The 10,819-nt window shown below is 63.4% G+C and carries 15 protein-coding genes and 1 pseudogene; 11 read left to right on the top strand and 5 right to left on the bottom strand.

All coding sequences use genetic code 11. The features are described from left to right. Positions 1 to 223 precede the first annotated feature (223 nt). Entirely contained in the window at positions 224 to 1,039 is an 816-nt protein-coding gene (locus IVB26_RS41495; RefSeq protein WP_247973625.1) for a sensor histidine kinase, read from the bottom strand. 784 nt (positions 1,040 to 1,823) lie between these two features. Here IVB26_RS41495 and IVB26_RS41490 point away from each other — a divergent pair. The 3 genes from IVB26_RS41490 to IVB26_RS41480 all read left to right on the top strand — a co-directional run bounded on the left by IVB26_RS41490 (position 1,824) and on the right by IVB26_RS41480 (position 2,748). Further along, positions 1,824 to 2,048, top strand: coding sequence for a hypothetical protein (locus IVB26_RS41490; RefSeq protein WP_247973624.1), 225 nt, complete (start codon positions 1,824 to 1,826; stop codon positions 2,046 to 2,048). A 33-nt stretch (positions 2,049 to 2,081) separates the two neighbouring features. Continuing rightward, entirely contained in the window at positions 2,082 to 2,327 is a 246-nt protein-coding gene (locus tag IVB26_RS41485) for a hypothetical protein (protein WP_247973623.1), read from the top strand. 250 nt (positions 2,328 to 2,577) lie between these two features. Beyond that, on the top strand, positions 2,578 to 2,748 hold the full coding sequence (locus IVB26_RS41480; protein ID WP_247973622.1) for a hypothetical protein: 171 nt from the start codon (positions 2,578 to 2,580) through the stop codon (positions 2,746 to 2,748). A gap of 389 nt (positions 2,749 to 3,137) precedes the next feature. Here the strand turns inward: IVB26_RS41480 and IVB26_RS41475 are convergent, their stop codons facing one another. Genes IVB26_RS41475 through IVB26_RS41465 form a run of 3 tightly spaced genes read right to left on the bottom strand, consistent with a single transcriptional unit; the run spans position 3,138 to position 3,767 of the window. Beyond that, positions 3,138 to 3,284 (bottom strand): hypothetical protein, encoded by a 147-nt coding sequence (locus IVB26_RS41475; RefSeq protein ID WP_247973621.1) that lies wholly within the window; start codon positions 3,282 to 3,284, stop codon positions 3,138 to 3,140. Positions 3,285 to 3,295: 11 nt separating this feature from the next. After that, complete coding sequence (locus tag IVB26_RS41470) at positions 3,296 to 3,544, bottom strand: hypothetical protein (protein ID WP_247973620.1); 249 nt, start codon at positions 3,542 to 3,544, stop codon at positions 3,296 to 3,298. Then, the gene (locus IVB26_RS41465; RefSeq protein WP_247973619.1) at positions 3,537 to 3,767 is read right to left on the bottom strand and encodes a hypothetical protein; all 231 of its coding nucleotides are present in this window, start codon (positions 3,765 to 3,767) and stop codon (positions 3,537 to 3,539) included. The genes IVB26_RS41470 and IVB26_RS41465 overlap by 8 nt, the downstream gene beginning before the upstream one ends. Positions 3,768 to 3,935: 168 nt before the next feature. Here IVB26_RS41465 and ku point away from each other — a divergent pair, with 168 nt between their 5' ends. The 4 genes from ku to IVB26_RS41445 all read left to right on the top strand — a co-directional run bounded on the left by ku (position 3,936) and on the right by IVB26_RS41445 (position 6,527). Further along, complete coding sequence (gene ku / locus IVB26_RS41460) at positions 3,936 to 4,862, top strand: non-homologous end joining protein Ku (protein ID WP_247973618.1); 927 nt, start codon at positions 3,936 to 3,938, stop codon at positions 4,860 to 4,862. Positions 4,863 to 5,028: 166 nt separating this feature from the next. Further along, the gene (locus IVB26_RS41455) at positions 5,029 to 5,637 is read left to right on the top strand and encodes a DUF72 domain-containing protein (protein WP_346732903.1); all 609 of its coding nucleotides are present in this window, start codon (positions 5,029 to 5,031) and stop codon (positions 5,635 to 5,637) included. Between the two features lie 245 nt (positions 5,638 to 5,882). Continuing rightward, entirely contained in the window at positions 5,883 to 6,179 is a 297-nt protein-coding gene (locus IVB26_RS41450; RefSeq protein WP_247973617.1) for a hypothetical protein, read from the top strand. A 183-nt stretch (positions 6,180 to 6,362) separates the two neighbouring features. Next, entirely contained in the window at positions 6,363 to 6,527 is a 165-nt protein-coding gene (locus tag IVB26_RS41445; RefSeq protein WP_247973616.1) for a hypothetical protein, read from the top strand. On the opposite strand, the gene IVB26_RS41440 is transcribed toward IVB26_RS41445, so the two are convergent. Beyond that, positions 6,524 to 6,793, bottom strand: a complete 270-nt coding sequence (locus tag IVB26_RS41440) for a hypothetical protein (RefSeq protein WP_247973615.1) — start codon at positions 6,791 to 6,793, stop codon at positions 6,524 to 6,526. The genes IVB26_RS41445 and IVB26_RS41440 overlap by 4 nt on opposite strands. A 244-nt stretch (positions 6,794 to 7,037) precedes the next feature. Between IVB26_RS41440 and IVB26_RS43645 the strand changes: the two are divergent. The 4 genes and pseudogenes from IVB26_RS43645 to IVB26_RS41425 all read left to right on the top strand — a co-directional run. Continuing rightward, positions 7,038 to 7,430, top strand: a pseudogene (locus IVB26_RS43645) (recombinase family protein); the annotation flags it as partial. A 48-nt stretch (positions 7,431 to 7,478) separates the two neighbouring features. Then, a complete protein-coding gene (locus IVB26_RS41435; protein ID WP_247973614.1) occupies positions 7,479 to 8,720 on the top strand; it encodes a recombinase family protein in 1,242 nt (413 codons plus the stop codon). 693 nt (positions 8,721 to 9,413) lie between these two features. Continuing rightward, the gene (locus IVB26_RS41430; RefSeq protein WP_247973613.1) at positions 9,414 to 9,590 is read left to right on the top strand and encodes a hypothetical protein; all 177 of its coding nucleotides are present in this window, start codon (positions 9,414 to 9,416) and stop codon (positions 9,588 to 9,590) included. Between the two features lie 205 nt (positions 9,591 to 9,795). Beyond that, a complete protein-coding gene (locus IVB26_RS41425; protein ID WP_247973612.1) occupies positions 9,796 to 10,695 on the top strand; it encodes a DUF3991 and toprim domain-containing protein in 900 nt (299 codons plus the stop codon). Positions 10,696 to 10,819 lie beyond the last annotated feature (124 nt).

Below are 10,819 nucleotides of genomic sequence, written 5' to 3'. Positions count from 1 at the left end.
ATGGCTGGGTCGTTCTCACCGTCTACGGCAGAACCGGTCTGCGGTCGCAGCCACCTTCAATTTAATTGAACGCGGGGGTCAGGCGTCTAGTGCGAGGGAGACCTGCACCTGGCAACCCACCGGTAGAGGCCTTCTCACCACGGTCCCCTTCATCTGCGTCGAGAGAAGGCTTACGAGCCGCGTGCCCAGCCCGCTCTTGACTTCGGCCGGACAGCCAGCGCCGTCATCCTGCAACCGTCACGAGGACGCGGCCGTCCTTGGCGCGAACGTCCACCTGCACGGCACCGCGGCGACCCTCGGGAAAAGCGTACTTGAAGCAGTTCGTCACGAGTTCGTTGACGATCAGCCCGATCGAGGCTGCCTGCGAGCTCCGCACCTCGATATCGTCGCAGCGAACGCCGATCGTGATCGTGCGGACGCCGCGATGGAAGTCGGCGAGGCTCCCGCACAGGGATTGGATGTACGGCGCCAGCGCGATGCGGCTGCTGTCGGCGGTATCGCGCAAGCGGTCGTGGACCTTCGCGACCACGTCCACCCGGCTCACTGCGGACGCGATCGCCAGTTGAACGGCCGGATCGCTTTCGGACCGGGCCTGCAGCCGGAGGATCGACATGATGGTGGCGAGATCGTTGCGGGTTCTGTGTGCGAGCTCCTGCAGCAGGACTTCCGAATACAGCTTTGCTTCCGAAAGCTTCCGCAGAGTGTGCCGTAGCAGCTCGGTGACGGCGGCGATGCAGATGCCCGTCAGAACGAAGAGGACGAGCGGGATCACAGCAGATGATGGGGGTCCCGGGACCAAGTAGACGGCGGCGAGCACGGTGCTTGCCGTCGTTGCAACGAGACCGCTGCCGCGATCGAACAGGACGGAGGACAGGAAGATGGCCGGAATGAACAGCAGAACGGGATAGGACCGAAGGTGATCATCCAGCATCACACGGGCGATGAACGCGATGCCCACCAGACCTAGCGTCAACGTGTAGCGTACCCAGACGGGGAAGTTGGAGTTAGCCGTCAGGAGGTGGTGCAGATAGGCTTCCATTCGGGTGCAACGTGCCCTCCGGGCTCGATGTTCCGATCGAGAATCGTGCTCCCCCTTGCCGTCTATGCGTCTCGAGCGGCGTTGGCCGCTCCGCGCGGTTTCGTCAGCTTGTCGGGAAGAACTCGTATTCGCTTGAACTCGGTTTCGACGTCGTCGACGCCCTCGCAACCTGGACACACGAAGCGATGTATCACCGTTCTTGCGGACGCTTGGCGCACCAGCGTCGACATGATCCATTTCATCTCGACCTTGCAATTCACGCAGGCAGGCGGCTCCAATCCGGCGAGTGAATCCTTCAGGCGATCTACCATGCGAGCCGAGCCCCCTCCGGCCACCATAGCACCGCCACGCCAGGCCTTTATACATTTGGTACCTTTATATCATTTGGTACCGAAGGGAGGGGCTCGGCCGGCTCGAGCTCCCGGCTATTCAGTCCTGCGCAAGGCGCAGGGAACGGGGGAATTCTCTGGTCGTTGGCGGAGCTGTGGGGCGTAGGCGATGTTGGAAACGAACGATCTGCTGGTGAAGTGTCCGAGGTGCGGAGCCTGGCCGATGGCCGTCAGTGCGCAGAGAAGCATGGTCGCACCGCCCGAGGTTTCATTCCGTTGCTCGCGGTGCGGCAGCGAAGAACTCGGCCGCTTGCGCAACGCCGCACGTCCGGATCTCGGCACGCGCGGACTGGACGCTGCCTGATCCCCCGGCGCCACCGACTTTTGTTCTCCGGAACGTGTCTCGCTCGGGCGACTTGATGGACACAAGTCCAACCGGAGAATGGAGACGAACCATGAAGCCGATTCTTGCCGCCGTGTGCCTTCTCGCGCTTGCCTCGGTCTCGCCTGCGGAAGCGAAGGGCTGCATCAAGGGCGCCATCGTCGGAGGCGTAGCGGGCCACATGGCCGGATACGGCAAGCTCGGCGCCGCCGCAGGATGCGTCATCGGGCACCATGAGGCCAACAAGCAGAAGAGCCCTAACGACGCCAATGCCCAGGCGCCGTCGGGCCGGAAGTAGCGAGAGCCGCGGTGGGCCTCAGGGACGCGCTCGATGAAGATCCGCTCCCACTCCGAGAGCCACATCGTCGAGCTCGAAGACGGCTCGCGCTGGCAGATCTTTCCAGGTGATCTCGATCTGACGCTCGGCTGGCAGCCCGAGACCGAGCTGACCGTGGTCCAAGCCGAAGACGACGTCGCGACCCACGAACTGGTCGGCGGCGGCGGGACGGTGCGCGCGAGGCATGCCGGTGAGAGCTGGCCCGCGAGGGACGTCAAGGACGCGCTGAAGGGCGGCTGAAGTGTGGCCGCTGCGCGCGACGTGGCAACCTGCTCGTTGGAAGCGGCATGGAAGACGAGAAGACCCGATTGCTCGCCGAGGCTCGGGGGTGCCGGCGTGCGTTTGGCGGCCTCGACCGCAGCGGCAGCCACTCCGCGCCGTCAGCGCTCCGCCTGATCCGTATCCGACCGCCGCAGCGCAGAGGGAGGACTGGCAAGTTCTTCGCCGAGGCACCAAGTGGTTTGAAGGTGTCCCACGCGGGGGAGGAGCGATGTCGACCGTGGCGAATCTGCTTGCGCGCAAGCAGGTGCTCTTGGAGCGGCTGGAGAGCGATCTTGGACCGAACGAACGCGAGGACATCGAGCGGCTGCTGGGGCAGGTCGAGACCGCGCTCAGCCTGCTCCGGCCGGGAGATGCTGCCGCCCGGCCGGGTGAGGAATGATATCGGGCCATCCGGCCCAGAACTGGCGGCTTTCGGAGACGTCGGGCGGCCAATCATGAAGGAAATGAAGATCGGCCCCGGCAGCCGAATTGCTGCCAGGGCCGATCGAGCTCTCAAACTATCAAATGCGTCCGCACTCCAACCCGCAGTCTCGGGCTTCGTTCCATCGAACGTGCCCGCGCGGGTCGCTCTCGGAGCCGACGCCGTATCTGTGGTCGCAAACTAGGAGGCGGAGCCCGGAGTGGAGTCCGGGTCTCCGCAACCGTAACAGCACCTGAGCGCGTGCTCGTGCCGCTCGGTACGCTTTCAACTCTACGCCACTCGGTCAGGTTCGCTTTGAGCCAGCTCAACTTTGCGTGGCTGCGGCTCCCGTCGTCAGGGCGTCGCGCTCACGGCAAAGAATCTTCGACCTTCCCCCTCATCCGGCTGAGCAGCAGCTCGGCCAATGCCGTCGGGACGCCGGCGCGCTGCAGCATCCAGATTTCGCGCTCCTGCGCGCGGAGCTGGCGACGCATGCGCTCGATCTCGTTGCGCACCCCGTCGAGCTTCAGAGCGCGCTCAGATCGTCCGGCACGTCGCCGAACTTCCGGATCAGCCTGGCGTCGCTGAAGTCGCCGCTGGACGGGTCGCCCGTCCGCGAGAACGCGACGGCGCCGGCGTGCCCCGGTTTCCGGGAGAGGGCCTCGGCCCGCATCACTGCGGCGTTGGCGCTCAGGCACTCGGCCGCCTCGCCGGCGGCCACGCCGTCGTCGGAGAAAACGAAGGGCAGAGCGACATAGTAGGTCACTTCATACATCTGCTTCATCCTTGCGTTCGCGCGCCCTTGAGAGCCGCCCTCGGGCGTACCCGGTCGACACCTTCCTCCTGAGCTCGTCGAGCTGCGTCTCGAGAAAGTCGTTGGCGACGATGAGCGCCTTCACGGCTTCCCGGGCGTCGCCCCCGCAGGTCGCGATGGCCTGGTCGGCGGCGGTGTCGAGATCATCGGGTGCCGGCCTGGGTTGCCCGGGGGTGGCGTTCATCCGATTATGTTCCCGTTTTGTTCACAAGAGTCAAGACCCTTTTCCCGGACTCCCAATAGTGCATCGAGGGCCCCTGGATGAATCTCGGTGACAGGCGGCCGACGTGTCGGAACCGGCGGTCCCCGTTCGTCTTGAGTCCAAGTCCCGTACCTGGAGCGTTGCGTAACCATGGCCCCGCGAGCGAACTGGAAAGGCTTCTTGCGTCTGTCCCTCGTCACCTGCCCCGTGGCGCTTTTTCCCGCCACGTCCGAGAGCGAGAAGATCTCGTTCAACCAGCTCAACCGGCAGACCGGCCATCGTATCAAGTACCTGAAGGTTGACGCCGACACCGGCGACGAGGTGGCCAACGAAGACATCGTCAAGGGCTACCAGCTCGAGAAGGACCAGTTCATTGAGATGACCAAGGAGGAGCTCGAGGAGATCGCGCTCGAGTCCACGCGCACCATCGAGATCGACGAGTTCGTCGATAAGTCCGACATCGACCCGCGCTACCTGATCCGTCCCTACTACATCCGCCCCGACGGCAAGGTCGGCCACGACGCGTTCGCCGTGATCCGCGAGACCATCCGCGAAATGAACAAAGTCGCGATCGGGCGGGTGGTGCTCACCAACCGCGAGCACATCATCGGGTTGGAGCCGATGGGCAAGGGTCTGGTCGGCACGCTGTTGCGCTACCCCTATGAGGTGCGCAGCGAACAGGAGTATTTCGATGAGATCCAGGACGTGAAGGTGACCAAGGATATGCTCGATCTCGCCAAGCACATCGTGAAACAGAAGGCGGGGCAGTTCGATCCGGAGAAGTTCGAGGACCATTACGAGAGCGCGCTGGTCGAGCTCATCAACCAGAAACGGGCCGGCAAGCCGATCGTGCCGAAGGATCGGCCGAAAGGCGAGAACGTCGTCGATCTGATGGACGCACTGCGCAAGAGCGTTGGGAGCGCAGCGGCCGAGACCGAGGCTGCAAGAAAACCTGCCAAGAAGGCGAAAAAAACGACCGCGGGTCAGAAGGAGATGCTGATGCCGATCGCCGGCAAGAAGCCTGCGAAGGACGCGGCGAAGAAGCCTGCAGCAGGGGTGCGGCGGAAGTCGGCTTGAGGTTCGGAATCCGGTGACGCCCGATGACGGTTGCGGACTGACACGGGGGGAAGAGGATGCCCATGTCAAGGCTGTGCTTCGGATCGGCACAGCGGGGTGGAATGTTCCCCAAAGCTGCAAGGAAAGGGTTGGCGGTGCAGGTAGTCACCTTGAGCGCTACGCACGGGTGTTGAACGCGACCGAGATCAACTCATCCTTTCACAAGCCGCATCGGCGCTCGACGTACGAGAAGTGGGCGAGCGCGACACCGGATGACTTCCGATTTTCCGTCAAGGTACCGAAGTCCGTCACTCATTCGTCCCAGCTTGCGCGGGCTGAACTCGATCGGTTCATCGAAGAGAGCGCCGGACTCGGTGCGAAGCTCGGGGTTTTGCTTGTTCAGTTTGCCCCGCGCAAAATGTTCGTGGAGCCCGATGCTGAATTGCTGTTCGGCGCACTGCGGGAAAGGACGTCAGCCGCTCTCGCTTGCGAGCCGCGTCATGCCAGTTGGTTCACGCCCGAGGTCGGTGCTTGGCTTAGGCAGCGTCGGATTGGCCGCGTCGGTGCGGATCCCGCGCGGGTGCCCGATGCCGACCTGCCGGGCGGGTGGCCAGGCCTGCGCTATTTTCGACTGCATGGAGCGCCGCGCATTTACTACTCCGCCTACGACGGAGCGTTCCTTCGAAGGCTGAAGCCGCGGCTCGGTGCTGGGCCGTCGTCTACTGAGACCTGGTGCATCTTCGACAACACCGCCGCCGGCGCAGCGCTCGAGAACGCACTCGACTTGCTCGCTTGAGGGGCTTTCGGTCTTTGCCAAAGGTCTTGGCTCGCGGGCCTGCACCTTCCCGATTTCGCCGCGTCTTCCTGCCAGCCATCATGCTTTTCACCAGTGCTTCTTGCACGTCGAATACCGCGCAGCTGGGAGGAGGTGCGGGGCGCTCCACGGCGGTGAGAATAGGAGGAACGCGGGTGGCAACTGCACGTTCGAACTGATGGGAGCCGCGAAACGCGATTCCAAAGCATCAAAAAGGAGGATCGGTCATGAGGTCTATCGCGAGCGCACTTGCTTTCGCTCTGACGCTTTCGGCGCCGGCCGCAATTGCCCAAACCACAACGCCCGACGTCTCGACCGCGCCCAGCGCCCAGAACTCCGGCGCCGGCATCGCGAGTCAACCCGGCAACAAAAGTGGTCCTGCGGCCAAGCCCAGCGAGACGGTCGGCTCCAGCACCACGCTGAACCAACAGAATCCGTCTGTGCAGCAGCAGGACACTTCCAACATCAAAGGTCTGCCGGGCAACAAGAGCGGCCCGCCGGCCAAGAAGCCCGATAGCAAGTGACGCCCGGTCGGCTTAGAGGCGCGTACAATCCGGACGATCTCGCCCGATGGTCGCGATACGCTGCCGCGCACAGGACACCCCGCAGGGCAGTGCCGGAGGCGGCGGCGTGCGGGGCCACCTCCCCCGGATTCGTACGGAGCTGAGCGCCACTGGCCGTTTACCTTAGTAGGCTACGACGTCCGCATGGGTGACGACTTCGATCCTAAGGACCGTGCGGAAGAGGCGGTGAAGGAAGCCCTCCTGGCGGATGGCTCTGAGCGGCAGCGCTGGCTCCAGCTCGCGCAGGCTTGGGTCGAACTCGCCCGAATCCGTTGCCACCCGAGCGGCGCGACAGCGCAGCCGAACTAATCGGGACTTGGGGGGCACTCCGGGCACGTATCGCCGATAGTATCCAAGACCTCGCACAATTCCTCGGCGGCCTGGTCGGGAGATAAGCCCTCGGGCGGCTCCTGCCTGGCGATGTCCAATGCGTGCTCGCGCGCATGAGGGTCGGCGCGGTCCTTCGCCCAACCGTGCTCCTCGCATTCGTGGATCGCACCTGTTTCCTGCAGCACGCTGATCGCCCAGCCGCGTAGCGTCCGGATCGCCGGTCGTCTTTCCTTCGTCATCAACATCGACGTCGCTCCTGAAGGACGAATCCTTCCGCCCTCCTACTCGTTCCGGGCGGGTAGCACGGGTCAGGGATTCGCAATCGGCAGGGCTGGGGCTTGTCCCCTTGTTCCGCGGAGCTGTGCACAACGGCGTAAGGCGCAGAACGGCCCGAGGGGCAGGCCGTCTCCTGTTTGATAGGCCTTGTCATTTTAAACGCGAAAGGTGTATCGCGGGGCGTGATACCTCTGACGTAGCAGGAGGGGGTGCATGGGAAACTGGCTTGTTGTTCCCAAGGGGACAAGCCCGGCGAGGCGGACCCGGGTGCGCCGGGCAGCGCAATACGTGCGGATGTCGAGGGAGCTCCAGCGCTACTCGATCAAGAATCAGATGGCGGCCATCGCCGCCTATGCCGACGCGAACGCTCTCACGATCGTTCGCACTTATTCCGACGAGGGCCGCAGCGGCCTCCGGATCAAGGGGCGGCCTGGTCTCATCGAACTGATCGAGGACGTACAGTCGGAGCAGGCCGACTTCGACCACATCCTCGTTTACGACGTCAGTCGCTGGGGCCGCTTCCAGGACGTCGACGAGAGCGCGTACTACGAATTCCTGTGCAAGCGGAGCGGCGTCCAGGTCGAATACTGCGCGGAGCTCTTCAAGAACGACGGTACATTCGTCTCGGGTATCGCAAAAAGTCTGAAGCGAGGCATGGCCGCCGAGTGGAGCCGAGAGCTCTCGGTCAAGGTGCACGCGGGACACTGCCGGGTCGCGAGCCTAGGGTACCGCGTCGGCGCTCCCGTCGGCTACGGCCTCCGGCGCTTGATGGTTGACGAAAGCGAGCATCCGAAAGGCTTCCTCGAAAAGGGCCAGTTCAAGGCTCTGCAATCGGATCGCGTTCGACTGCAGCCCGGCTCCGCCGAGGAGAAAGCCGTGATCCGGACCATTTTCGATCAGTTCGTCAACGGCCGGAAATCGTACAGCGACATCAGGCGTCAATTGAACGACGCCGGCATCGCCAATCACAACGGCCGGCCCTGGACCGACGGCATGATCCCGACCATCCTCGCGAACGAGAACTACATCGGCAAGACCATCTACAATCGCACCTCGCGACGCTTGGGACAGAGGCTGGTCAAGAATCCGGATCACGCCTGGGTCCGGGGCGCCGCGGCGATCGAGCCCATCGTGGACCCGGGAGTCTTTGCTCGCGCCCAGAAACTGCTGGCCGAACGGCGCGTGGAGGTTTCCGAAGATCAGATGTTGTTGCGCCTGCGCCTCACGCTGCGCCGGCGCGGAAAGCTCAACTCGCACATCATCAACGGAACGCTGGGTCTCAATCACGTCTCCTCCTACGTGAAACACTTCGGTTCGCTGCGGAAGGCCTACGCACTGATCGGATACGTCTCCCCGCGCGACTGCAACTGGATCGATACCCGAGATTTTTGGGCTGCTGAACAGGCGAGGCATGCCACCGAGCTCGCGGAAGTGCTGCGAACCGACCTTGGCCTCCAGGCTGATCTTGTTCCGGACGGCATAGGGCTCGATGTCGGAGGCGAGCGCATTGTTTCGTTTCTCGTCGCGCGAAGATTGGCGCAGCGCGGCGAGGACCATGCGCCGCAATGGAAGGCCTACCGGCGGCAAATCTCGGCCGGCCTGCTTGCCGTGATGCGGTTGGATGCGGCGAATCGGGCGATCGAGGACTATGTGCTGTTGCCCGCGCCCCTGAGGGCGGGACGCTACGTCTGGCTTTCTTCCGAGTCCCTTAGTCGACATCGCGGGGCGCTTTACGGGGAAAAGGGGGCATTGTTCGGTGCGATCAAGGCAGGGCTGGCAAAAACCATCCGTGCCGCCCCAGCCAGCTCAGGACCGTCGAAAAAGCGATCGAGATCAGACCGGCCCAGAGCCAAGGGCTCCGGCGCGCGGCGCTTACCGTGCGCAAATACAAGATAGCTCCGATGAGAGTGCCATAGTTCCGTCGGAAGTCACCGTTCAGTTTCGCGATCTTGGAAAGCTCCGAGGAAGTGTCGACGTCTTGGGCCACCGGGCTGGCTCCTTCATCTGCTAGGACCAGCGCCCTATGAACCACTGTTTTGCCCGACGGAGCAAGTGATATTTCTCTTTATCAGAATATGCTTGCCCACCAGAATTTTTCACTAACTGGCAGGCGGGTGGGAAACTGGGCGTCGCCTTGCGGGCCGGCTGTTGGCTGCGCTGAAGCCCCGCACGCGGGTCTTCCCCCTTTGCGGGCTGCCATCCCTGACGCAAACGGCCCCATGCCCGAACAAAACCTGCTGATCCGATCGAAAGCACCTTCACGTACTCGGACCGGGATTTTTATCCATGCATGCGCGCGATGCCGACGACCTCGAGTGCACTAAATGGGACAATTCGCAAGGCAGCCTCAGCTTGGTTATGCGCGGGACATGTGCGTTTTGGCAGACCCTGCTTCCGGTGGAGGGCCAACGCCGCTCTCGAATGGGCTTTCCTTGGTTCTGGTGCGGCCTTCCACGATCAACCCGCAAGGGGTTCGCTAGGCAAGCGTGCGACCTCTTCGGCTCGCCTCTCGAGGTGACCGCGGCCGCCCCCGAACACGTCGGCGCCTGTCGAGCGGGGATGGTCCCCGCCGCAAGACGGGAGCCTTCAATGTCGCACAATCTCACTCTCGCTCAGAACCACGCCTTCGATCTCGCCCGCACGCTGATGGTGCCCGTCATCCTTTTTCAGGCTGATAGCGAATTCGGCGTGATGGTCTCCAGCGAGTACGACGGCGATCAGGACGCCATCGTTCACGAATACGACCCCTGGTGCCCGGCTCATTGAGCCGGGTGACCGGCTGCCGCTGGCGCCATGCCGGCTGCAAGGGAGGCTTCGCCGCGCCCGAATGACGCGGCGACTGACGGTTGGTCAGCGCGCCCTTGCATTCGGCAGGCTTCGCGGCCGGTCGGGGATGCTCCGCAAGGCTGGGAGCAAGAGAGGTCAACAGAAGAAAGGGGCGGACTCGCTTGCGCGAGACCGGTGTAGACAAATGGACAAGAGCGAAATCGAGGAGCTGCGCCAAAAGGTCGGCTGCGCGGCCCTGCTGGAGAAAGCCGGCTGGAAGGTCGACGTCAAGGAAAGCACCCGACGCGCGATCAAGTATCGGCGTGACAGCAACATCATCATCGTTATCCACGAAGGCCGCGGCTGGTTCGATCCGTTGTCGCCGGCGAAGGGGGACGTGTTTTCGCTCGCCGAACATCTTGGCGCCGATGGTTTCGTCGAAGCGTGCGACCGTGTTGCAGATATGGTTGGTTTCCTTCCGAAAGCACCAGCGTGGCGGCGGCCAGCAAGGCGGAAGGTGCCTGGGTCTATCGCTGAGCGGTGGGAAAATCGCCTCAAGCCGCGCCCAGGCTCGCCAGCTTGGCGCTATCTCACGGACGAGCGCGGGGTGCCGGCCGAGATCGTGAAGCAGGTGATCGCCTTCGATCGGTTGCGAGAAGGCCCCCGAGGCAGCATATGGGCCGCCCATAGCGATTCTGCCGGAGCGATCACGGGGTGGGAGGAGCGTGGACCGCAATGGCGCGGCTTCGCCACTGAGGGCGCGAAAGAACTTTTTCGCTGCGGGCCGCCCGGGTCCGAGCGGATCTGCATTACAGAAGCGGCGATCGATGCCATGAGCCTTGCGGCGATCGAGGTCCGACGCTCCGATACACTTTATGTCAGTACCGGAGGCGGCTGGTCCCGGGCGACAGATCATGCCATCCGCAATCTGGCTGAGCGAGCCAACGTCTGCCTCGTGGCAGCGACCGATAACAATCGGCAGGGTGACATCTACGCCGATCGCGTTCGGGCCATTGCCAGAGAAGCGAGTGCGGAATATGCGCGATTACGACCGCGCACCGATGATTGGAATGAGGATCTGAAGCCCCCGACGGCGACCGCTTGATGCGGCTCGCGAATGGGCCGCGTGGTGACGTAACGAATACCGCCGCATGATTGCGGTGCCTTATGTTGTCGGGCGGCAGGATAAAGGAGATCGAACAATGAGAAAGATGAAATGGGAATGAGGC

Source organism: Bradyrhizobium sp. 195, from assembly GCF_023101665.1.
Taxonomy (GTDB): Bacteria; Pseudomonadota; Alphaproteobacteria; order Rhizobiales; family Xanthobacteraceae; genus Bradyrhizobium.
This window is presented reverse-complemented; position numbering and strand designations above follow the sequence as displayed.